The following is a 21,183-nucleotide window of genomic DNA, read 5'->3' as shown; positions in this document are numbered from 1 at the left end:
GGGTTGGGCGCCCACCGTCAGGCCGCCGCCTCCAGCGCCGGGTGCGCGGCCGTGTCCAGGTCCTTGGCCGGGACCGGCACCGGTGTCGGGGTGCGACGGGTGCGGAGCAGGAGGCCCGTGCCGATCGTGGCCGTGATGATCAGGCCGCCGGCCACGAGGGCGCCCCGGGCGCCGGCCGTCTCCATCAGGAGCCCGAGGGCCGGAGGGCCGCCGAGGCCCCAGGCCGTGCCGATGCTGCTCCACACGCCCAGCACGCGCCCGCGCAGGTGCGGGGGCGGATCCGTCTGGAGCACCGCCGTCCCCGCCGTGTCGGACACCGATTCCACGACCGCCATCGGCAGTACCAGGACGAGCAGCACCGCCAGGGACGGGGACAGCCCGGCCGCGACCTGCAGCAGGCCGCCCGCCGCCGCCAGCGTGCCCACGACCCGCACGGACGGCCGGCGCAGCCGCGCGCCGAGGACGGCGCCCACGATGCCGCCGACCGCCAGCACCGTGGAGACGGTGCCGAAGGAGCCCGCACCGCCCGCGAGCGGCCCGGTGACGAGCACCGCGAGGGTGAGGCCGTAGTTCCGGCCGAAGATCGCGCTGACGCCCGTGACCGCGGCGAGCGCCACGAGACGGGGGCGGCGCGCGAAGAAGCGCAGCCCCTCCCGCACGCTCAGGTCCGGGCCGGCGCCGGATGGCTCGCGCGTGCGTGCCGCGCCGGCACGGGCGGAGTGCCGGACCGCGCCGGGCGCCGGGCGCAGGAACGGGATCACCGCCGTCACGAACAGGAAGGACAGCCCGTTGGCGGCGTACGCGGCCGCCGTGCCGAGGAAGCCGACGGTCACCCCGGCCAGGGCCGTGCCCGCCAGCCTGCCCGCGTTGTGCACCAGGGCGCCCACGCCGATGGCGGACGGCACGTCCTCGACCGGCACGAGGTCGTTGCCGAGCAGCGCGCAGGCCGGGCCGTCGACGGTGGCGACGACGCCGGTGACGGCGGCCAGCACCATCAGGGACGTCATGTCGAGCAGGTCGAGCGCCACCAGCGTCGCCGTGGTGAAGGCGATCGCGCCCAGCAGGGCCTGGCTGACGGCGGCGGTCAGCTTCAGCGGCCAGCGGTCCACGGCGGTGCCGCCCAGCAGGCTCATGAAGAGGGCCGGAGCGGCCTGCACCGACATCGACAGACCGGTGGCGGCGGCGGAACCCGTGATCTGCAGGACGAGCAGGTTCTGCACCGTGAGCTGCATCCAGGTGCCGGCGTTCGACGCGAAGTTCGCCACGGACCACCAGCGCATGCCGCGGTGGCGCAGGGACCGCCACGGGGAGCGGGACGGGGCGGCGGAGGTGTCCGGCGCGGAGGCGGCCGGAGCAGGGGTGAAGGACACAGGTGTACCCGGAGACCAAGAGGATGGGGACCGGGGAACCGGAGAGTCACCGGGCTGCGCTGCGCGGAGGGTTCCACCGAGTCGTCACGGCGCGGACCATCGTGGCAGACGGGGTGCCGGGGTCGACGACGCCGGCTCTTCCCGGCCCGTGCGGACCTCCGCAACTGGGCACGGCCGGACCAAACTTCGCAGGGCCAGTGGGGTTGCTCACAGCACCTCTGACGGGGCAGAACGGAAGAAGTACGAATCAACGTGTGAAAGCTACTGTCTCGGGAACCCAGGACCCGTGCGGCGTCCGGAACGAGGCGACCCACTCCACGGCGGTGCCGTCCGCATACGGCCCGCGACGACCGATCACTCTCCTTCGAGAGACCGGCGAAGGCTCTCCGACAGCCCGCCGACCCCGCCGAACCCTTTCTTGAGCCACACGCGCGTGTGCGGAGGCGGTTTCGTCCCCTCACCCCCGCGTGTGGACGAAGGGAACCCCTATGCCTGCTGTCTCGACGCGCGCCTGGCACCGCGCCCTGGTGACCGGTGGCGCCGGCTTCCTCGGCAGCCACCTCTGCGACCGCCTGCTGGATTCGGGGGTCGAAGTCGACTGCGCCGACAACCTGTGCTCCGGGACCCGCCGGAACGTCGCCCACCTGGACGGACGCCCCGGTTTCCGGTTCGTCGACTGCGACGTCAGCGCACCCGACGCGCCCGCGCTGCTGCCCGGCCCCTACGACCTCGTCCTGCACTTCGCGTGCCCGGCGTCACCGGTCGACTACCTGCGGCTGCCGCTGGAGACCCTGGACGTCGGCAGCCTCGGCACCCGGAACATGCTGGCCGTCGCCGAGCGTGACGGGGCGCGCCTCCTGCTCGCCTCCACGTCCGAGGTGTACGGCGACCCGCTCACGCACCCGCAGCGCGAGGACTACTGGGGCAACGTGAACCCGGTCGGCCCGCGCAGCGTCTACGACGAGTCCAAGCGGTTCGCCGAAGCCCTGGTCACCGCCCATGTGCGGACCCGGGACGCCGACGCCGGCATCGTGCGGATGTTCAACACCTACGGGCCGCGCATGCGCGCGCACGACGGCCGGGCCGTCCCCACCTTCGTCAGCCAGGCCCTGGCCGGCGAACCGCTCACCGTCGCGGGCGACGGCCGGCAGACCCGGTCCCTGTGCTACGTCGACGACACCGTCGACGGGGTGCTGCTGGTCGCGGCCAGCCACTCCGTGCGGCCCGTCAACATCGGCGGGAGCGACGAGGTCACCGTCGGCGAGATCGCCCGGCGCATCGTCGAGCTCACCGGATCGTCGTCCCGCATCGTGTACGTCGACCGTCCGACCGACGACCCGCAGCGGCGCCGCCCCGACACCGGTCTGGCCCGCGAGCTGCTCGGCTGGACGCCCCGCGTGCCCTGGGAGGAGGGCATCAAGCAGACCATCGCCTACTTCGCGGCGGCGCAGCCCGCGCCCGAACCGGCCGCGTAGGCGCACCCCTGCCCTTCCCGTCAGCCGTACGGAGGCACGCATGCGCGTTCTGGGAATCAACGCCCTCTTCCACGACCCCGCCGCCGCCCTGGTCGTGGACGGCAGGATCGTGGCGGCGGCCGAGGAGGAACGCTTCAGCCGGCGCAAGCACGGCAAGCGCCCCGTCCCCTTCTCCGCCTGGGAACTCCCCGAGCTGTCCGCCCGGTGGTGCCTGGAGGAGGCCGGGCTGACCCCCGCCGACCTCGACGCGGTCGCCTACTCCTACGACCCCGAGCTGGCCCGCCCCGCCGACCAGCTGGGCCTGCACGACCCCTGGGACCAGCTGCGCCAGGAGTACGCCCGCCGCGCCCCCGGCTTCCTCGCCGAGGCCCTGCCCGGCCTGGACCCCGGCAAGGTCCGCTTCGTCGCCCACCACGTCGCCCACGCGGCCTCCGCCGGCCAGGCCGGCCCCTGGCCCGACAGCGCCGTCCTCGTCCTCGACGGACGCGGCGAGTGCGGCTCCCACCTGGCCGGCCGCTACGCGAACCGTGAACTCACCGTGTTCGGCTCGCAGGCGCTGCCCGACTCGATGGGCCTGTTCTACGAGGACCTCACCGAGCACCTCGGGTTCCTGCGCAGCAGCGACGAGTTCAAGGTGATGGCCCTCGCCTCCTACGGCACCCCCCGCTTCCTCGACCGCCTGCGGCCGTACGTGCACGTCGAAGCCGACGGCGGATTCCGTGCCCGGCCCGTCCCCTGGGCGGCCCTCGTCCCGCCGCGCCCCGCCGGCGCCGCCTGGACCCAGGACCACGCCGATCTCGCCGCCAGCGCCCAGGCCTGCCTGGAGGAGGTCCTGCTGGGCCTCGCCCGGTGGCTGCACGACCGTACGGGCGAGGACGTGCTGACCCTCGCCGGCGGCGTGGCGCTGAACTGCGTCGCCAACACCCGGCTGTACCGCGAGACCCCCTTCCGGCACGTCTGGGTCCAGCCCGCCGCCGGGGACGCCGGCACCGCGCTCGGCGCCGCCCTGCACGTCGCCCACCAGAAGGAGGCCGTCGAGGCCATGCCCACGGCCGCGCTCGGCCGGGGCTGGAGCGACGGCGAACTGCGCGCCTGGCTGGAGCGCGCCGCCGTGCCCTACGAGGAGCCCGACGACATCGCCGAGACCGTGGCCGCCGAACTCGCCGCCGACGGCATCGTCGCCTGGTTCCAGGGCCGCAGCGAGTACGGCCCCCGCGCCCTCGGGCACCGCTCGCTGCTCGCCCACCCCGGCCGCGCCGAGAACCTGGAACGCCTCAACGCCGTGAAGGGCCGCGAGGAGTTCCGCCCGGTCGCCCCCATGGTCCTCGCCGAACGCGCCGCCGAACTCTTCGACGGGCCGCTGCCCAGCCCGTACATGCTGTTCGTGCACGACGTCGCCGAGGAGTGGCGCGGCCGCATCCCGGCCGTCGTCCATGTGGACGGCACCGCCCGCATCCAGACCGTCGACCGCGCCGACGAACCCCTCATGGCCCGCGTGATCGACGGGTTCGAGCGCCGCACCGGGCTGCCCGTCGTCGTCAACACCAGCCTGAACACCGCCGGGCGGCCCATGGTCGACGACCCGCGCGACGCCCTGGAGTGCTTCGGTTCCGCCCCGGTGGACCTGCTCGCCCTCGGCCCGTTCGCGGTCCGGCGCGGAAAGGTGTTCGCATGACGCCCGCACCCGCCTACAGCGTCGTCATCCCGACGATCGGCCGGCCCTGCCTCGCCGACTGCCTGCGGGCGCTGGCCGCCGCCGACGGGCATCCGCCCGAGGAGGTCGTCGTGGTCGACGACCGCCCGGACGCCGGCGGCCCCCTGCCGCTGGCGGCGGCCGGAGCGCTGCGCGGACGGCTGCGCACCCTGCGCACCGGCGGGCGCGGCCCCGCCGCCGCCCGCAACGCCGGCTGGCGCACCGTCCTGACCCCCTGGACGGTCTTCCTCGACGACGACGTCCAGGTGCTGCCCGACTGGTCCCGCCGCCTCGCCGACGACCTCGCGGTCGCCGGGCCCTGCACGGGCGGCGTCCAGGGCCGGCTGCGGGTCCCCCTGCCGGAGGACCGCAGGCCCACCGACTGGGAGCGCGGCACGGCCGGTCTGGAGGGGGCCGCCTGGGCCACCGCGGACATGGCGTACCGCACGGCCGCGCTGATGGACGTCCAGGGCTTCGACGAGCGGTTCGGCCGGGCCTTCCGCGAGGACGCCGACCTCGCCCTGCGCGTCGAGGAGGCCGGCTGGTCCCTGCACCGGGGACAGCGCGTCACCCGGCACCCCGTCCGCCCGGCCGACGGCTGGGCCTCCGTGCGGGCTCAGCGCGGCAACGCCGACGACGCCCTGATGACCCGGCTGCACGGCCCCGGCTGGTGGCGGCGTGCCCGGGCCCCCCGGGGTCGCCTGCCCCGCCACGCCTTCGTGACGTCGATGGCGCTCACCGCCCCCGTGCTCGCCCTCGCCGGCCGCCGCCGCGCCGCCGCCACGGCCGCCGCGCTGTGGGCGCTCGGCACCGGTGAGTTCGCCCTGGCCCGCATCCTGCCCGGCCCCCGCACCCCGCGCGAGATCACCACCATGGCGGTCACCAGCGTCGTCATCCCCCCGCTCGCGATCCGGCACTGGCTCGACGGCGTCGTCCGGCACCGCGGGGCCCTGTCCCTGAGGAGCGCCCCATGACCGCGGCCGGCGTCGTCGCCGTCCTCTTCGACCGGGACGGCACCCTCATCGAGGACGTCCCCTACAACGGCGACCCCGGGCGGGTCCGCCCCCTGCCCGCCGCCCGCCCGGCCCTGGACCTGCTGCGCGCCCGCGGCATCCCCACCGGCGTGGTCAGCAACCAGTCCGGCGTCGGCCGCGGGCTGCTCACCCGGGCCGACGTCCACCGGGTCAACGACCGGGTGGACGCCCTGCTCGGCGGCCTGGACACCTGGGTCTACTGTCCGCACGCCCCGGAGGCGGGCTGCCCCTGCCGCAAGCCCCGCCCGGGACTCGTCGTCGAGGCGGCACGGCGCCTGGGCGTGCCCCCCGCGCGCTGCGTGGTGATCGGCGACATCGGCGCCGACGTCGACGCGGCCCGCGCCGCCGGCGCACAGGCGGTGCTCGTGCCCACCGCCGTCACCCTGCCCGCCGAGATCGCGTCGGCCCCCGCCACCGCGCCCGACCTGCTCACCGCGGTCCGCCGGCTCCTCGCACCGGGGGAGGAGCGACGATGAGGGCCCTGGTCGTACGCCTCGACAGCTTCGGCGACGTGCTGCTGGCCGGACCCGCGATCCGGGCCGTGGCGGCGGGCGCCTCCCACGTCACCCTGCTCTGCGGCCCCCGCGGCGAAAGCGCCGCCCGCCTGCTGCCCCACGTCGACGACGTCCTCGTGTGGGACGCCCCCTGGGAGGGCTTCGACCCCCCGTCCGTCGCGGACGCCGACGTCGACGGACTGCTGCGCCGCCTGCGGGACGCCGCCTTCGACACGGCACTCGTCCTCACCTCCTTCCACCAGAGCCCGCTGCCCACCGCCCTGCTGCTGCGCCTCGCCGGCGTCCCGCGCATCGGCGCCGACAGCGTCGACCACCCCGGCCGGCTGCTCGACGTACGGCACCGGCGGCGCCCCGGCCGGCACGAGGCCGAGGCCGCCCTGGACACCGCCGCCGCCCTGGGCCTCACCCTGCCCGCCGGGGACGACGGACGGCTTCGCGTGCTGCCGCCGCCCGACACCATCGCCCTGACCGGCAACGGCCCGTACGTGGTGGTGCACCCCGGCGCCAGCGCCCCCGCCCGCACCTGGAGCCCTCACCACTGCGCCGAGGCCGTCGCCGCGCTCGCCGACGCCGGCCACCGGGTCGTCGTCACCGGCGGTCCCTGTGAGACCGGCCTGACCCGTGCCGTCAGCGGTGGCACGGCCGTCGACCTCGGCGGCCGGACCGACCCGCGCACCCTCTCCGGCGTCCTGCGCACCGCCGACGCCGTCGTGTGCGGCAACACCGGGCCCGCCCATCTGGCCGCGGCCGTCGGCACCCCCGTGGTGTCGCTGTTCGCGCCGGTCGTCCCGGCCGACCGCTGGGCGCCGTACGGGGTGCCCTGCGTGCTCCTCGGCGACCAGCGGGCGCCGTGCGCCGGCACCCGGGCCCTGACCTGTCCCGTACCCGGCCACCCGTGCCTCGACGAGGTCACGGCCGACGACGTGGTGGCCGCGGTGCACAAACTCCTCGCGGAGACGACATGAACGTACTCGTGTGGCATGTGCACGGCTCCTGGCTGACCACCTTCGTCCAGGGCCCCGCCACCTGCCTGGTGCCCGTCACCCCCGACCGCGGACCCGACGGCCTCGGCCGCGCCAGGACCTGGCAGTGGCCGGAACGGGTACGGGAGGTGACCCCGGAGGAGCTGCGCGACGCCGACATCGACCTCATGGTGCTGCAACGGCCGCACGAGCTCGACCTCGCCGCACGCTGGACGGGCCGGCGTCCCGGCGCCGACGTCCCCGCCGTGTACGTCGAGCACAACAGCCCGCACGAGACCCCCGTCGGCACCCGGCACCCGCTGGCCGACCGGACCGACATCACCCTCGTGCACGTCACCCACTTCAACCGGCTGATGTGGGACAACGGCCGCGCCCCCACCACCGTCGTCGAGCACGGCATCATCGACCCCGGACCGCTGTGGACGGGCGAAGAGCCGCGCGCCGCGGTCGTCGTCAACGAGCCCGTCCGGCGCGGCCGGACCACCGGCACCGACCTGCTGCCCGGCTTCGCGCGCGCCGCCCCGCTGGACGTGTTCGGCATGCGCACCGAAGGGCTCGCCGGCCACCTCGGCCTGCCGCCCGCCCTGCTGCGCAGCCGCGACCTGCCGCAGAGCGAGCTGCACCCGGCGATGGCACGGTGCCGCGCCTATCTGCACCCCGTGCGCTGGACCTCGCTCGGACTGTCCCTGCTGGAGGCGATGTTCCTCGGCATGCCCGTCGTCGCCCTGGACACCACCGAGGTCCGCGAGGCCGTGCCCGAGGGCGCCGGCGTGGTCTCCAACCGGCTCGACGTCCTGCACGACGCGCTGCGCCGGTTCCTCGCGGACCCCGCCGACGCCCGCGCGACGGGGGAGGCGGCCCGGGCCGCGGTACGGGCCCGCTACTCGGAACGACGGTTCCTGGACGACTGGGAGCGCCTGATCAAGGAGGTCACCCGATGACTACGAGGCACCCCTCGGCCGGCCGTGTCGCCATGGTCTCCGAGCACGCCAGCCCGCTGGCCGCGCTCGGCGGCCCCGACGCGGGCGGGCAGAACGTGTACGTGGCGCAGCTCGCCGCGCACCTCGTCCGGCGCGGGCACGACGTCACCGTGTACACGCGGCGGGACGACCCCCGGCCGCCGGACCGCGTCACCACACCCGACGGATACCAGGTCGTCCACGTCCCCGCCGGACCCGCGGCCCCCGTCCCCAAGGACGAACTCCCGCCCTACATACCGGAGTTCGGCGCCTTCCTGGCCCGCGAGTGGGCGGCGGCCCCGCCCGACGTGGTGCACGCCCACTTCTGGATGTCCGGCTGGGCGGCCCTGTCCGGCGCCTACGGGCTCGGCGTGCCCGTCGTGCAGACCTACCACGCCCTCGGCACCGTCAAGCGGCGCCACCAGGGCGCCGCCGACACCAGCCCGCGCGACCGCGTCGCCATCGAGACCGTCATCGGCCGCGAGTGCGCCCGCATCATCGCGACCTGCGAGGACGAGGTGTGCGAACTGGAGGCCATGGGACTGTCCCGGCGGAAGATCTCCGTCGTCCCGTGCGGCGTGGACCCCGAGCGGTTCACCCCGCGCGCCGACGCCCGCCGCCCGGCCTCCGCGCCCCGCCGACTGCTCGCCGTGGGACGGCTCGTGCCCCGCAAGGGCTTCGACCGCGCGATCCGCGCCCTCGCGGACATCCCCGGCGCCGAACTCCTCATCGCCGGAGGCCCCGAACAGGCCCTGCTGCTCGCCGAACCCGAGGCCGAACGGCTGCGCGCGATCGCCGAGGAGCACGGCGTGGCCGACCGGGTCACCCTGCTCGGCGCGATCGGCCGCGACGCCATGCCCGCCCTGCTGTCCAGCGCCGACCTGGTGCTGTCCCTGCCCCGCTACGAGCCGTTCGGCATCGTCCCCGTCGAGGCCATGGCCTGCCGCGCGCCCGTCCTCGCCACCGCCGTCGGCGGACAGCTCGACACCGTCGTGGACGGCATGACCGGCGAACTCGTCCCCGCCGACGACGACTACGACATCAGCGCCGCCGTCCGCCGCCTGCTGGCCGACCCCGACCGGCTCGCCCGGTACGGCGCCCAGGGCCGCCGCCGCGTCCTGTCCCGGTACACCTGGGACCGCGTCGCCGACGGCGTCACCCGCGCCTACAGCGCGGTCTCCTCCGTCCCCTCGCTCTCGGGAGCCCTGCGATGAAACTCGCCTCCGACGTCACCCACTGCGACGACCTGATGCGGGCGCTCACCGGGTTCCGCGGCTACGCGGGCCCGCTGCTGAGGCGCTGGGGAACCTCGCTGGCCACCACCCTCGACGGCGGGGCCCGGCTCCTCGTCGCCGGGAACGGCGGCAGCGCCGCACAGGCCCAGCACCTCAGCGCCGAACTCGTCGGCCGCTACCGCGACGACCGCCCCCCGTTCTCCGCGGTCGCCCTGCACGCCGACACCTCCGCGACGACCGCCATCGCCAACGACTACGGCGTCCAGGAGATCTTCGCCCGGCAGGTCGCCGCCCACGGCCGGGCCGGAGACGTCCTGATGCTGCTGTCCACCAGCGGCGCCAGCGCCAACCTGCTCGTCGCCGCCGACCAGGCGCACCGGATCGGCATGCCCGTCTGGGCGCTCACCGGCCCGGCACCCAACCCGCTCGCGGGCACCGCCGACGACGCCCTGTGCATCGACGCGGCGACCTCCGCCACCGTCCAGGAACTGCACCTCGTCGCCGTCCACATGCTCTGCGAGACGTTCGACGAGGCGGTGGAGCGCCGGACGGCGGCCCGGCGGCGCCAGGCCGAGCAGCGCTGGGCCCTGCTCACCGAGGAGGGCGCATGACGGCTCCCGCCCCGCTCCTGGTCGTCGGCGACGCCCTCCTCGACCACGACGTCCACGGCCGCGTCGACCGTCTCGCGCCCGACGCGCCCGTCCCCGTCGTCAGCGGGCCCCGCCGCACCTCCCGGCCGGGCGGCGCCGCGCTCGCCGCCTGTCTCGCCGCCGCCGACGGCCGGCCGGTCACCCTGGTCACCGCACTCGGCGACGACCCCGCCAGCGACACCCTGCGCGACCTCCTCGACGGCAGGGTGGACCTGGTCGAACTCCCGCTCACCGGCGCGCTGTCCAGCAAGACCCGCGTCCTCGTGGACGGGCGGCCCCTGCTGCGCCTCGACGACGGCGACGGGCGCGCGCGGGAGGCCACCGAGGCGGCCCGGCGGGCGATCGCCGAGGCGGGCGCCGTCCTCGTCGCCGACTACGGCCGCGACACCGCCGGCGTCCTGCGCGACGACCTCGCCGCCGCGGCGGGCGGGGTCCCGCTCACCTGGGACCCCCACCCGCGCGGCGGCCCACCCGTCCCGGGCGTCCGCCTCGCCACCCCGTCGGCCGCCGAGGCACACGCCCTCGCCCACCGGGCCGCCCCCGCGGACACCGGGCAGGAACCGGACCACGACCTGCACGGTGCCGCCCAGGACGCCGACCGGCTCGTCCACGCCTGGCGCGCCGCGTCCGTGGCCGTCACGCTCGGCGGACGAGGCGCCCTGCTCTCGCACGGCGGCACCCCCCTGCTGGTGCCCTCGCCCGTCACCGCCGACGGCGACGCCTGCGGGGCCGGCGACCGGTTCGCGGCCACCGCCGCCGGATGCCTCGCCGACGGCGACCTCGTCGAGACGGCCGTACGGCAGGCCGTGCACGCCGCCACCCGCTACGTCGCCGAGGGCGGGGTGCGCTCGGACGCCGTCGGCACGGCCCCCGCCGGACCCCGGCCCGCCGGCCGGGAGCCCACCGGCGACGCGCTGCGCACGGCCGCCCGGGTGCGGGCCGCCGGTGGCACCGTCGTCGCGGCGGGCGGCTGCTTCGACCTGCTCCACGCCGGCCATGTGGCCCTGCTGCAGGCCGCCCGGCGCACCGGCGACTGCCTCGTCGTCTGCGTCAACTCCGACGCCTCGGTGCGCCGCCGCAAGGGCTCGGGCCGGCCCCTCGTCCCGGAGGCCGACCGGATCCGCGTCCTGCAGGCCCTGGAGTGCGTCGACGCCGTCGCCGTCTTCGACGAGGACACCCCGGAACGCCTCCTCGCCGAGCTGCGCCCGCACATCTGGGCCAAGGGCGGCGACTACGCCATGACCCGCCTGCCGGAAGCGGCCCTCGTGGAGAGCTGGGGCGGCCAGGTCGTCCTCTTCCCCTACCTGGACGGCCGCTCCACCACCGGCATCGCCGAGCGGGCGGCCCTCACGCCGGGCCGGGCCGGGCGATGACCGGCCACCGGCGTCGTGTGCTCGTCCTGCGGGCGCTGGGCCTGGGCGACCTCCTGGCCGGTGTCCCGGCGCTGCGGGGGCTGCGGCGCGCCTTCCCCGGGGACCACGTCGTCCTCGCGCTGCCCCCCGCCCTCCAGGAGGCCGCCCTCGCCACCGGGGCCGTCGACGACATCCTGCCCGCCGAGGCCCCCGGCCGCGGTGTCCCCGACCTGACCCACTGGACCGGGCCCCCGCCCGACCTGGCCGTGGACCTGCACGGCAACGGACCCGCGAGCCGCGACGCCCTGGCCGCCCTGCGCCCGCGCACCCTCCTCGCCTTCGCGGACGGGACGCCCGTCTGGCGGGCCGACGAGCACGAGCGGGAGCGCTGGTGCCGCTTCCTCGCCGCCCACGGCATCGCCGCCGACCCGCAGGACGTGCGGCTCCCGCCGCCCGGAGTCCCGTCGCCGGCGCCCGGCGCCGTCGTCGTCCACCCCGGCGCGGAGTCCGCCGCCCGCCGCTGGCCGGCCGGACGGTACGCCGCCGTCGTACGGGATCTGCGCGCCGCGGGCCATCGCGTCGTGCTCACCGGCGGACCCCGCGAGGACGCCCTCGTCAGGGAGATCGCCGAACGCGCCGGGCTGCCCCCGTGGGACCTGCTGCCCGGCGGGCTGCCCTTCGCCCGGCTCTCGGCCCTCGTCGCCCACGCGGCACTCCTGATCAGCGGCGACACCGGCCTCGCCCACCTCGCGGTGGCCCACGGCACTCCGTCCGTGACCCTGTTCGGACCGGTCCCGCCCCACCTGTGGGGGCCGCCGCCCCTGCGCCGGCACATCGCGCTGTACGCGCCGGGACCGCCCGGGGACCCGCACGGTGACACCCCCGACCCCTGCCTGCTGCGCATAACCGCCGACGAGGTCGTCGTCGCGGCCCGCTCCCTGCTGCCCGCCCCGCCCCCGACCCGCCCGGCGGAACCGGCGGCCGGCACCCGGACCCGCCCCTGACCGGCCCTTCCGGCCCGGCAGGCCCCGGCGCGTTCCTCTCGCCACAGTTCTCTCCTTGCCCTCACGGCACAGCCGAGCGAGGGTGGAGATGCGGTCGGGCGGCGGCCACACCGGCGCCCCGCCCGTCCGACGCACGCGGCCGACAGGAGCGGAAGAGCGAGGCACGATGACGAGTCGTTCCCCCCTCACGATGGTGCCGGCCACCGACCGTGTCACGGTGGTGTGCCTGGCCGGCGCGCTGGATGCCGACTGCCGCGTCCAGCTGGCCCGACAACTGACACGGCATCTGGACCGTGCCGTCCGTCAAGGGCACCGGCTGATCCTCGACATGATGGCCGTCCCCACGGTCGACGAGGCGGCCCGCCAGACCCTCCGGAACGAGACCGCACACCTCGCGGGCGCCCCCGTCCTCGTGGTGGCGACACCGGAGCTCCGCAAGGAGCTGGAGCAGGACGACCTCCCCGGTCTCCGCCTCCACGGCACGCTCATCGAGGCGCTCACGTCCCTGCCCCCCGCACCCGCCCCCGGCGCGCCCGCACGGCCACCCCGGCACGGGAACCCGCCCGCCGAAGCGGACCACCTGCGCCGCGAGATCTTCGGGCTCCGCGCCAAGGCCCGCACCAGCGGGCTCATCGGCATCGCGCAGGGCATGCTCATCGCCCGCTACGGCCTGCCCGGCCCCGACGCCGCGTTCGCGCTGCTGCGGGAGGGCTCCCAGCAGTGCAACGTGCCGCTGCGGGTCCTCGCCTCGGCCGTCGTCACGGCACCCCCGCCGCAGACGGAGGCCCACTGGTTCGCGGGACGCGGCACCCACGCCCCGCCCCCCGACAGCGCGTTCCTGCGATCGTACGGCGGAGACGTCACCGACCGGCGGCAGCTCCTCGCCGCCGCCCTGGACACGGCGATCGCCGTGTCCGAGGCCGACGCCGGCGAGGTCCACCTCACGGACCCGGCCCAGGACCACGCGCTGTTCCTCGAAGGGCATCGTGGGCTCGACGCCGACTACTGGGACGAGGTCGCCCTCGTCACCGGGGCGCCGGTGGTGTGCGCCGTGGCGCAGGAACGGCTCCAGCCCGTGGCCGTGCCCGACGTCGCCGCCGACGAGGCCCTCGCGGCCCACCCGGCCGGCCAGGCCCTGCTGGCCGCCGGCTGCCGGGCCGTGTACAGCGAGCCGATGATCACTCCCGAGGGGTACTGCACCGGCACGCTGACCCTGCACAGGAACGGACCGGGCATCTGGCCGGCCGCCACCCGGCGTGCGGAACTCGCGCGCCTGGCGGCGGACGTCGCGGCCTGGCGCTCGTGGTACCGCCGCACCGTCGTCCTCGACGCCCTGGAACACCTCCACCGGAGCCGGCCGGGACGGGGCGCCCGGAACCGCTGACGGCGGCAGGGGCGGGAGGCGGGGCTCAGGGCTCCGACCAGCCGCTCTCCCACTCCGCCCGGCGCTCCGGGGAGGGATCGTCCGACGGGTCGTCGTCCTCGTCGGAGCGGTCGCCCTCGGCCTGCGACGGGGTCGTGCGGGCCACCTCCTCGGCCGTGTCCTGCGTGCCGTCCTGGTCGCGGTCGCCTTCGGCCTGCGACGGGGTCGATTCACTCATGACGGTCCTCCTCGCTCGATGGGACGGGCCGGGTACCCCCATCCGCTCCGGCCGAGCCGCTCAGCCGCCGCCCGTTCCGCCCCGGTCCAGCGGGCCCCAGGAGTCCCGGTGCCGCCGGACGACACGGTCGGCCTCGCTGATGACACGGTCGCCGATCCAGCCCAGCGGCCGTACGTCCGTGACCAGCGGCTCGTTGTCGGGGCCGCGGGCCGCCTCCCGGGCCGTCAGGACCCACGGCCGGGTCCGGCTGTCCTTGAGGCGGGGCAGGTGCGAGTAGTCGTACAGGCGCCGGGCGACCCAGACCTGGACCGGCCGGCCCTCCCACCACTCCTCCACGTCCAGCGGGTTCGCGGACAGGCCGGGCAGCGCCAGACCGGTGAGGTCGTCCCTGCTCGACATCGCCGCCATGTCCGTGGCGGGCCCCAGGGACCACCGCACGTACAGCCCCCGGCGGGTGGCGACCAGCTCGGCCAGCTCGTCCAGCGTCCCGAAGGTCGTCATTCCCGAGGTGTCCGTGCCGGGTGTCGCTCGTGCCATGGACACCAGGTTTCCAGTCCCGGCGGGGTTCACCCCTCCCGGCGCGTCCGGGGCGCCGGGTTCCACCGGTCGGCCCCCGGCCGGTGCGGCTCGCCGCGCGCGTCCGCCGCACGGGTGCCAGCGTGGAGGGCGACAGCGGACGACGACGGAGCGGACTGGTCATGGCACGGGCGATCTGGACAGGTGTGATCACGTTCGGACTGGTCAGCGTGCCGGTCGGTCTCTACACCGCCACCCAGGACCACACGATCCACTTCCACCAGCTCCAGCGCGGCACCTCCGACCGCATCCGCAACCGCCGCGTGAACCAGCGCACCGGCGAGGAGGTGTCCGGCGACGACATCGTCAAGGGCTTCGAGGTCGCCGACGGCGAGTACGTCGTCGTCGAGCCGGACGAGCTGGACGAGATCGCGCCGGGCCGCAGCCGCGCCATCGAGATCTCCGACTTCGTCGACCTGGACGAGATCGAGCCGGTGTACTTCGCCCGCCCCTACTACCTCGCCCCGCGCGGCGAGGAGCACCTCAAGGTGTACGAACTCCTGCGCGCCGCCCTGGAGAGGGCCAACCGGGCCGGGGTCGCCACCTTCGTGATGCGGGGCAAGCAGTACCTCACCGCGCTGCGGGCCGAGGAGAAGGTGCTGATGCTCCAGACCCTGCACTGGGCGGACGAGGTGCGCGACCCCACCCGCGAGCTGCCGCAGCTCCCGGAGCGGCGGGCCGGCGGCGGCAAGGAACTCGACATGGCGCTCCAGCTGGTCGACGCCCTGAGCGGCCCGTGGGATCCGTCCCGCTACCACGACACGTACGAGGAGAAGGTGCGCGAGCTGGTCCGGGCCAAGGCGGAGGGACAGGAGATCGCCCCGGCCGAGGAACCGCCGACCGCCACCAACGTCGTCGACCTCATGGAGGTCCTCCAGGGCAGCATCGACCGCGCCCGCTCCGGCCGCAAGGAGCGCGGCGGAGAGCGGGACGGCGAGCGAGGCGGTGCACGGCGCGCCAGGAAGTCCCCGCCCCGGTCCGCTGCCAAGCCGAAGAGCTCGGCACGCAAGACCTCCGCCGCCCCGAAGAAGAGCGAACTGCGCGAGCTCAGCAAGGCCGAGCTGTACGAACGGGCCACCGAGCGGGAGATCCCCGGCCGGTCCCGGATGAGCCGCCAGGAGCTGATCGACGCCCTCGCCGGAGGCGGCCGCCGGCGCAAGAAGGCGGCGGCCTGACCCGAGCCCCCGGCACCGGCTGGGCCGCCCGGATGAAAAGCGCCTGCTCCATCGGAGGGTGCCGTGGGCGGCCCCGCCACCCGACGCCCCGGCGGCCCCCGATGATCTTCGCGTCGGCACTGGGCCGGCCAGGGACAAGGAGTGACGATGGCCGACCGGACGCTTTCCCGGAGCCGTGCGAACAGGCCGAACGGGCGCCGGGCCGCACTGTGCGCGTCGGCCGCACTGTCCCTGGCCCTGACGCTGACGGGCACGGCCACCGCGTCCACCGAGCCCGCGCCCGCGCCCCCCGCGCTCGACCTCGCCACGGCGGTGGCGTACGGGCTCGTCCACCCGGAGGCGGCTCCCGCCGGGGCCGACGACTGGACGTGCCGCCCCTCGCGGACGCATCCCCGTCCCGTCGTCCTCCTGCACGGCTCGGCGGCGAACGCCTACAACAACTGGAGCATGCTGGCGCCCTACCTGAAGAGCCTCGGGTACTGCGTCTTCGCCCCCAACTACGGCGGCACGCCCGGCAATCCGTTCAAGGCCACCGGCCCCGTGCCGACGTCGGCACGGCAGATCGCCCGGTACGTCGACCGCGTCCTGAAGGCCACCGGCGCCCGCAAGGTCGACCTCGTCGGGCACTCGCAGGGCGGCGGCCCCACCCCGCGCTGGTATCTGCGGTTCGAGGGCGGCACCGACCCGGCGCACCCCAAGCGCGGCAAGGTGCGCCGGCTGATCGCCCTGGCCCCGTCCAACCACGGCGGGAACCTCTCCGGCGTCGGCACGGTGACCGGCCGGCTGGGCCTCGACCCGGCCATGTCCACGCTGGTCGGCCAGGCGTGGTCGGACCAGATGGTGGGCTCAGAGGTGAACCGCAGGCTCGACCGGGACGGCGACACCCAGCCCGGCGTCTCCTACACCGTGGTCTCCACCCGGTACGACCTCTTCGCCACGCCCTACCGCAACAACTTCCTGACGGCCGGTCCGGGCGCCACCGTGCGCAACATCCTGATCCAGGACGTCTGCCCGCAGGACGTCTCGGACCATCTGTCGCTCGCCTACGACACCAACGCCGCGCAGCTCGTACGGAACGCCCTCGACCCGGCGCACGCCCGGCCCGTCCGATGCGGCCTCACCCTGCCCCTGCTGGGCGGCTGACCCCGGGGCCGTGTCACGGGCACTCACCCGGATGTACTAAGCTGCTCCCAGAGCCGGTCACCGCAACTCGCGGTCTCCGACCCTGCGTTGGTGGTCCAAGGAAAGACGCCCCGCTTCCTGCGGGGAGATGCAGGTGCAAGGCCTGCCCGGCGCTCCGAGACGAGGCCCGTCCGCATGACGCGGACGGGCCTCGGCGTTTCCCGTGACGCACATGCGGCGCATGGATCAGGGCAGTAGTCGTCATCAGTGAGGGCCCCGGCCACCACCACGACGAGGAGTACGCCATGACATCCACGGGACAGAAGGATTCACCCGCCATGGACGCGGACGGCGAGCCCGCGCTCAAACGGGTCATGGGTCCCGGTCTGCTGCTGCTGTTCATCGTCGGGGACATCCTGGGCACCGGCATCTACGCCCTGACGGGACAGGTCGCCGGGGAGGTCGGGGGAGCGGCCTGGCTGCCGTTCGTCATCGCGTTCACCGTGGCCCTGATCACCGCGTGCTCCTATCTGGAGCTGGTCACCAAGTACCCCGAGGCCGCGGGCGCCGCCCTGTACGTGCACAAGGCGTTCCGCAAGCACTTCCTGACGTTCCTGGTGTGCTTCGCCGTGATGTGCTCCGGCATCACCTCGGCGTCGGCGGCTTCCAGAGCCTTCGCGGCCAACCTGGTCACCGGGTTCGGCCTCGACGGCGGCGACGGACTGATCCTCGCCATCGCCCTCGGCTTCATGGGGCTGGTGCTGCTCGTCAACCTGCGGGGCGTCAGCGAAAGCCTCAAGGTCAACGTGTTCCTGACGGCCGTCGAGCTGTCGGGTCTGCTGCTCGTCGTCCTGATCAGCGGCTGGTTCATCGCCGGGGGGAACGCCGACTTCTCCCGCGTCGTCGCCTTCGAGACCGCCTCCGACAAGAACGTCTTCCTCGCCGTCAGCACCGCCACCTCGCTGGCGTTCTTCGCGATGGTCGGCTTCGAGGACTCGGTCAACATGGCGGAGGAGACCAGGGAACCGTCCCGCATCTTCCCCCGCATGATGTTCACCGGGCTCGGCGTCACCGGCCTGATCTACGTCCTGGTGTCCGTGTGCGCGGTCGCGGTCGTGCCCGTCGGCCGCCTCGCCGACAGCGAGACGCCGCTCGCCACCGTCGTGCAGACCGCGGCTCCCGACTTCCCCATCTCCGATCTGCTGCCGTTCATCTCCATGTTCGCCGTGGCCAACTCGGCGCTGATCAACATGATGATGGCGAGCCGGCTGCTGTACGGGATGAGCCGCAAGGGCGTCCTGCCGCCGTTCCTGGCCAAGGTGCACGCGGTGCGCCGCACCCCGCAGGCCGCGATCCTGTTCACCACGGTCATCGCCTTCGGCCTGATCACGTTCGTCTCGCTGAACCCGGACAGCCCGGTCGTCGCCCTGCTCGGCGGCACGACGTCGCTGCTGCTGCTCACCGTCTTCGCCGGTGTGCACGTGGCGGTCCTGGTGCTCCGCAAGGACAGGGTCGACACCCCGCACTTCCGGGCCGGCCGTGTGCTGCCCGTCGTGGGGGCGGTCGCCTGCCTGTACCTGGTGCTGCCGTGGTCGTCCGGACGCCCCGGCGACGAGTACCGCATCGCTGGCGTGCTGCTGCTGGTCGGCGTCGCCCTGTGGGCCGTCGCCTGGTTCACCCGCGACCGCACCTCCGCCCCCGCCCCCGCCCCCGACGACACGGAACACGAGACGCAGCCCTGACCACCGGCGGGCCGGGCGGGCACGCGCGCCCGGCTCAGCCCGCGAACGGTCCACGGGCCGCCTTGAACCGCTGCATCGCCGTCAGCCGGACCGCGACGTACGCGGCGGCCACCGCGGCACCGGCGTTCAGGAGATCGGCCGCGATGTACTGCGCCACGGCCTCCCGCACCTCGGTGACGCCGTCGCTGTCGGCGTACTCCGACGAGGCGTACCGGCCGAGCAGCGTCCCGCCGACGAACAGCCCCCACCACAGGTTCACCGGCCACAACGACGTCCGTCGCGACTCCCCCTCCTGCGGCAGGGGTGCCGCCGCGCCCCACATGTCGACGGCGACGCGATACGGCATCCAGAGGTTCGCCAGCGGGATCAGCCAGCCCCCGATGGCCCATCCCCGGCCGTTGCGGAAGGCGTCGGGCGCCAGCACGCCCAGGTCCCGTCGCATCAGGTAGAACCAGACGACGAAGACGACCATGCCGGGCAGGGTCACCATCCCCTGGAGGTCACCGGCCCGCTCGTACAGCGTGTACGCGCCGTCGAGCGCCCGCGCGGGGTCGGTCCCGGTCAGCGTGCGGATCCGGAGACCGGCGAAGACCGCGAACAGATCGGTCAGCGCGACGCCCGCCAACAGCACGCAGACAACCGCCATGAGCACCTGCGACGCGGGCCGCACGCCGCCGGGCAGACGGGTGCCCGGCGGCGGAAGCGGATCAGAGGAAACGGACATGACGACGACCCCCCACGGGCGACGAGTGGAAACGGCCCGCGGAAGATCGCGTGCGGAGGAACCATAGGCGAGGACGACCGCCCCGTCCACGCGGCCGACGGCGGCCGCGCACGGGCCGCCCGCCGCCCCGCGCGCGTCACTGCGGCGCGGATGCGTCGGGTGCCGTCGGGAGCGGACCCAACCGGCCGCGCAGGAACGGCTCCTGGGACAGGACGGCCCCCACGCTCAGGGCGATCGCCACGGCGACGCACACCACGATCAGCCAGGACAGCATGACGAAGACCGAGCCGACCGAACCGTAGTCGGCGAGCGCCCGGTTGAGCGCCCGCGGCATGTAGAAGTGCGCGGTCACCGACAGGCCGCTCACCGCGACCGCCGTGATGACGGCACCCGGCAGCAGCGGCTTCCACGGTACGGCGCCGCCCAGCAGCAGATGCTGCGTCCACCACCACAGCAGGGCTTGCATCAGCAGCACGATCGGGAACCCCAACGTCGCCCCGAGCCCGAACCCGTTCTGCAGCAGTCCCTGTACGACGAGCGCGGCCAGCCACAGCGCGATCCAGGCCAGCCACCGCCACGGCGCCACCTTCGTCCGCGAGCGCGGCATGACCCAGGCCCTGCGGCACAGCCGCTGCACGGCCCGGCTCACCGCGGTGGCCGACAACAGCACCATCAGACCGCCCACCACACCCGTCGCCTGGCGCAGATCCTCCGACGGCGGGTGGAACGTCTGCTCCACGTCGGTCTTGGCCTGCCCGGTCAGCCCGAACATCGTGGTGATGGACGTCGTCACCTGCTCCTGCACCGACTCCGGCGCGTACGCGCTCAGCACGAACAGCAGCGGCACGGCCGTCAGGAAGCACTGCGCGGCGATCCGGGTGGCCGAGTCGAAGACGTTCACCGACACCAGGCGGTCCACGATCCCGGTGATCACCGGGAACCGGCGCTCCAGCCGCGCGTGGACGGCCTTCGCCCACACGGTCGACGCCCGGGCACGCTCACGCCACCAGGCGGCGCGCAGCGGTGACGCCCGACGCCGGCGAGTCTTCATCGAGCCGCTCCTTCCCACGTACAGAGTGCGCGAGGACGCGGTACCCGGCACCCCGTCGGCCGCCCCGCGTGAGCGCTCGCGCGAAGATGCGGGCGGCCGACGCGCGTGCGTACGCTCGAGCCGTACCGTGCCCGATGGGATCGCCCATGGTCCTCGACCTGATGCTCGTCGCCCTCGCCATCACGCTCGATCCCCTCCCGCTGATGGCGTTCGTCCTCGTGGTGGCGTCGGCCAGGGGCGTACGCACCGGGCTCGCCTTCATCGCCGGATGGATGGCGTGCTTCGTCGCCGTCCTGGTCCTCGTCCTGACCCTGACCGGCGGCAGACCGCCGGAACCGCGCTCACCGCCGTCCACGGCCGGCCTCGCCGTCAAACTCGCCATCGGGGTCGCGCTGGTCGCCTACGGCGTGCGCAGGCACCTGCTGCGCCGCCGCGGCGGCGAGGCGGAGGTGGACGGGCGCCGTGACCGTACGGCCCGCACGCCCTCCGGCGAGGACGCCTCCGCACACCCGGGCGGCGGCTCGTCGTCGTTCCTCGGCTCCCGGCTGGAACGGGGCGCCGTCTGGCCCGCCGCCGTCCTCGCCGTACTGCTCCAGCCGTGGGGCCTGGTCGCCGCCGGAGCCGTGACCGTGGTGGACGCCGACGGCGACCACACCTCGACGTGGTTCGTCCTCGTCGCGTTCTGCCTCCTGGCCACCGCCAGTCTGCTCGTCGTCGAGACGTACATCGCGGTCCGCCCGGAACGGGCCCGGCGGCGGCTGCTGGCGATGCGCACCTGGATGGCGGACCACGCCCATCAGGCGATCGTCGCCGGCAGCGTCCTCATCGGCCTGTACCTGGTGGGGAAGAGCGTCTACGGGCTGGCCGGCTGACCGCGGCGCCCGGAGTCCCGCGCGCCGATCCGGGACCGCCGTCCTACCCT

20 protein-coding genes are annotated in these 21,183 nt (G+C 75.1%); 15 read left to right on the top strand and 5 right to left on the bottom strand.

Annotated elements, in window-relative coordinates; translation table 11 throughout:
- Window positions 1–17 precede the first annotated feature (17 nt).
- A complete protein-coding gene (locus ACFV46_RS24445; RefSeq protein ID WP_376728135.1) occupies window positions 18–1,370 on the bottom strand; it encodes an MFS transporter in 1,353 nt (450 codons plus the stop codon).
- 488 nt (window positions 1,371–1,858) lie between these two features.
- Here ACFV46_RS24445 and ACFV46_RS24440 point away from each other — a divergent pair, with 488 nt between their 5' ends.
- The 11 genes from ACFV46_RS24440 to ACFV46_RS24390 all read left to right on the top strand — a co-directional run bounded on the left by ACFV46_RS24440 (window position 1,859) and on the right by ACFV46_RS24390 (window position 13,654).
- Window positions 1,859–2,845, top strand: coding sequence for an NAD-dependent epimerase/dehydratase family protein (locus tag ACFV46_RS24440; protein ID WP_376728136.1), 987 nt, complete (start codon window positions 1,859–1,861; stop codon window positions 2,843–2,845).
- Between the two features lie 40 nt (window positions 2,846–2,885).
- On the top strand, window positions 2,886–4,520 hold the full coding sequence (locus tag ACFV46_RS24435; RefSeq protein WP_385499666.1) for a carbamoyltransferase: 1,635 nt from the start codon (window positions 2,886–2,888) through the stop codon (window positions 4,518–4,520).
- On the top strand, window positions 4,517–5,512 hold the full coding sequence (locus ACFV46_RS24430) for a glycosyltransferase family 2 protein (RefSeq protein WP_385499665.1): 996 nt from the start codon (window positions 4,517–4,519) through the stop codon (window positions 5,510–5,512). The genes ACFV46_RS24435 and ACFV46_RS24430 overlap by 4 nt, the downstream gene beginning before the upstream one ends.
- On the top strand, window positions 5,509–6,048 hold the full coding sequence (locus ACFV46_RS24425; RefSeq protein ID WP_385499664.1) for a D-glycero-alpha-D-manno-heptose-1,7-bisphosphate 7-phosphatase: 540 nt from the start codon (window positions 5,509–5,511) through the stop codon (window positions 6,046–6,048). Before ACFV46_RS24430 ends, ACFV46_RS24425 begins: the two co-directional genes overlap by 4 nt.
- Window positions 6,045–7,052: a glycosyltransferase family 9 protein gene (locus tag ACFV46_RS24420; protein ID WP_385499662.1), complete on the top strand. Its 1,008-nt coding sequence runs from the start codon at window positions 6,045–6,047 to the stop codon at window positions 7,050–7,052. Before ACFV46_RS24425 ends, ACFV46_RS24420 begins: the two co-directional genes overlap by 4 nt.
- The gene (locus tag ACFV46_RS24415; protein WP_376728141.1) at window positions 7,049–8,011 is read left to right on the top strand and encodes a glycosyltransferase; all 963 of its coding nucleotides are present in this window, start codon (window positions 7,049–7,051) and stop codon (window positions 8,009–8,011) included. The genes ACFV46_RS24420 and ACFV46_RS24415 overlap by 4 nt, the downstream gene beginning before the upstream one ends.
- A complete protein-coding gene (locus ACFV46_RS24410; RefSeq protein ID WP_376728142.1) occupies window positions 8,008–9,243 on the top strand; it encodes a glycosyltransferase in 1,236 nt (411 codons plus the stop codon). The genes ACFV46_RS24415 and ACFV46_RS24410 overlap by 4 nt, the downstream gene beginning before the upstream one ends.
- Complete coding sequence (locus ACFV46_RS24405; RefSeq protein WP_361933887.1) at window positions 9,240–9,875, top strand: SIS domain-containing protein; 636 nt, start codon at window positions 9,240–9,242, stop codon at window positions 9,873–9,875. Before ACFV46_RS24410 ends, ACFV46_RS24405 begins: the two co-directional genes overlap by 4 nt.
- The gene (rfaE2, locus tag ACFV46_RS24400) at window positions 9,872–11,287 is read left to right on the top strand and encodes a D-glycero-beta-D-manno-heptose 1-phosphate adenylyltransferase (protein WP_385499660.1); all 1,416 of its coding nucleotides are present in this window, start codon (window positions 9,872–9,874) and stop codon (window positions 11,285–11,287) included. Before ACFV46_RS24405 ends, rfaE2 begins: the two co-directional genes overlap by 4 nt.
- Entirely contained in the window at window positions 11,284–12,270 is a 987-nt protein-coding gene (locus ACFV46_RS24395; RefSeq protein WP_385499659.1) for a glycosyltransferase family 9 protein, read from the top strand. The genes rfaE2 and ACFV46_RS24395 overlap by 4 nt, the downstream gene beginning before the upstream one ends.
- A gap of 166 nt (window positions 12,271–12,436) precedes the next feature.
- Window positions 12,437–13,654, top strand: coding sequence for an ANTAR domain-containing protein (locus tag ACFV46_RS24390; protein WP_385499658.1), 1,218 nt, complete (start codon window positions 12,437–12,439; stop codon window positions 13,652–13,654).
- A gap of 25 nt (window positions 13,655–13,679) precedes the next feature.
- Here the strand turns inward: ACFV46_RS24390 and ACFV46_RS24385 are convergent, their stop codons facing one another.
- Both ACFV46_RS24385 and ACFV46_RS24380 read right to left on the bottom strand, forming a co-directional pair.
- Window positions 13,680–13,871: a hypothetical protein gene (locus ACFV46_RS24385; protein WP_385499657.1), complete on the bottom strand. Its 192-nt coding sequence runs from the start codon at window positions 13,869–13,871 to the stop codon at window positions 13,680–13,682.
- Window positions 13,872–13,931: 60 nt separating this feature from the next.
- Window positions 13,932–14,408, bottom strand: coding sequence for a DUF6098 family protein (locus ACFV46_RS24380; RefSeq protein ID WP_385499655.1), 477 nt, complete (start codon window positions 14,406–14,408; stop codon window positions 13,932–13,934).
- A gap of 161 nt (window positions 14,409–14,569) precedes the next feature.
- On the opposite strand from ACFV46_RS24380, the gene ACFV46_RS24375 reads away from it, so the two are divergent.
- The 3 genes from ACFV46_RS24375 (at window position 14,570) to ACFV46_RS24365 (ending at window position 18,486) form a co-directional block, all read left to right on the top strand.
- Window positions 14,570–15,622, top strand: a complete 1,053-nt coding sequence (locus tag ACFV46_RS24375) for a Ku protein (RefSeq protein WP_385499653.1) — start codon at window positions 14,570–14,572, stop codon at window positions 15,620–15,622.
- Between the two features lie 147 nt (window positions 15,623–15,769).
- Window positions 15,770–16,765, top strand: coding sequence for an esterase/lipase family protein (locus ACFV46_RS24370; protein ID WP_385499652.1), 996 nt, complete (start codon window positions 15,770–15,772; stop codon window positions 16,763–16,765).
- Window positions 16,766–17,049: 284 nt separating this feature from the next.
- Entirely contained in the window at window positions 17,050–18,486 is a 1,437-nt protein-coding gene (locus ACFV46_RS24365) for an APC family permease (RefSeq protein WP_385499650.1), read from the top strand.
- Between the two features lie 34 nt (window positions 18,487–18,520).
- Here the strand turns inward: ACFV46_RS24365 and ACFV46_RS24360 are convergent, their stop codons facing one another.
- Together ACFV46_RS24360 and ACFV46_RS24355 are read right to left on the bottom strand one after the other, a co-directional pair.
- Entirely contained in the window at window positions 18,521–19,210 is a 690-nt protein-coding gene (locus ACFV46_RS24360) for a DUF4328 domain-containing protein (protein WP_385499649.1), read from the bottom strand.
- 136 nt (window positions 19,211–19,346) lie between these two features.
- The gene (locus tag ACFV46_RS24355; RefSeq protein ID WP_376728152.1) at window positions 19,347–20,261 is read right to left on the bottom strand and encodes a YhjD/YihY/BrkB family envelope integrity protein; all 915 of its coding nucleotides are present in this window, start codon (window positions 20,259–20,261) and stop codon (window positions 19,347–19,349) included.
- A gap of 134 nt (window positions 20,262–20,395) precedes the next feature.
- Between ACFV46_RS24355 and ACFV46_RS24350 the strand changes: the two genes are divergently transcribed.
- Entirely contained in the window at window positions 20,396–21,133 is a 738-nt protein-coding gene (locus ACFV46_RS24350; protein ID WP_361933916.1) for a GAP family protein, read from the top strand.
- Window positions 21,134–21,183: the final 50 nt, after the last annotated feature.

Origin of the sequence: Streptomyces sp. NPDC059852 (assembly GCF_042731455.1) — a bacterium.
Taxonomy (GTDB): Bacteria; Actinomycetota; Actinomycetes; order Streptomycetales; family Streptomycetaceae; genus Streptomyces.
This window is presented reverse-complemented; position numbering and strand designations above follow the sequence as displayed.

Coding starts and splice junctions, on each gene's coding strand:
- ACFV46_RS24365 (WP_385499650.1), top strand. CDS start 17,050: ATGACATCCACGGGACAGAAGGATTCACCCGCCATGGACGCGGACGGC.
- ACFV46_RS24360 (WP_385499649.1), bottom strand. CDS start 19,210: ATGTCCGTTTCCTCTGATCCGCTTCCGCCGCCGGGCACCCGTCTGCCC.
- ACFV46_RS24390 (WP_385499658.1), top strand. CDS start 12,437: ATGACGAGTCGTTCCCCCCTCACGATGGTGCCGGCCACCGACCGTGTC.
- ACFV46_RS24425 (WP_385499664.1), top strand. CDS start 5,509: ATGACCGCGGCCGGCGTCGTCGCCGTCCTCTTCGACCGGGACGGCACC.
- ACFV46_RS24420 (WP_385499662.1), top strand. CDS start 6,045: ATGAGGGCCCTGGTCGTACGCCTCGACAGCTTCGGCGACGTGCTGCTG.
- ACFV46_RS24430 (WP_385499665.1), top strand. CDS start 4,517: ATGACGCCCGCACCCGCCTACAGCGTCGTCATCCCGACGATCGGCCGG.
- ACFV46_RS24355 (WP_376728152.1), bottom strand. CDS start 20,261: ATGAAGACTCGCCGGCGTCGGGCGTCACCGCTGCGCGCCGCCTGGTGG.
- ACFV46_RS24405 (WP_361933887.1), top strand. CDS start 9,240: ATGAAACTCGCCTCCGACGTCACCCACTGCGACGACCTGATGCGGGCG.
- ACFV46_RS24415 (WP_376728141.1), top strand. CDS start 7,049: ATGAACGTACTCGTGTGGCATGTGCACGGCTCCTGGCTGACCACCTTC.
- ACFV46_RS24375 (WP_385499653.1), top strand. CDS start 14,570: ATGGCACGGGCGATCTGGACAGGTGTGATCACGTTCGGACTGGTCAGC.
- ACFV46_RS24370 (WP_385499652.1), top strand. CDS start 15,770: ATGGCCGACCGGACGCTTTCCCGGAGCCGTGCGAACAGGCCGAACGGG.
- ACFV46_RS24350 (WP_361933916.1), top strand. CDS start 20,396: ATGGGATCGCCCATGGTCCTCGACCTGATGCTCGTCGCCCTCGCCATC.
- rfaE2 (WP_385499660.1), top strand. CDS start 9,872: ATGACGGCTCCCGCCCCGCTCCTGGTCGTCGGCGACGCCCTCCTCGAC.
- ACFV46_RS24435 (WP_385499666.1), top strand. CDS start 2,886: ATGCGCGTTCTGGGAATCAACGCCCTCTTCCACGACCCCGCCGCCGCC.
- ACFV46_RS24395 (WP_385499659.1), top strand. CDS start 11,284: ATGACCGGCCACCGGCGTCGTGTGCTCGTCCTGCGGGCGCTGGGCCTG.
- ACFV46_RS24385 (WP_385499657.1), bottom strand. CDS start 13,871: ATGAGTGAATCGACCCCGTCGCAGGCCGAAGGCGACCGCGACCAGGAC.
- ACFV46_RS24440 (WP_376728136.1), top strand. CDS start 1,859: ATGCCTGCTGTCTCGACGCGCGCCTGGCACCGCGCCCTGGTGACCGGT.
- ACFV46_RS24410 (WP_376728142.1), top strand. CDS start 8,008: ATGACTACGAGGCACCCCTCGGCCGGCCGTGTCGCCATGGTCTCCGAG.
- ACFV46_RS24380 (WP_385499655.1), bottom strand. CDS start 14,408: ATGGCACGAGCGACACCCGGCACGGACACCTCGGGAATGACGACCTTC.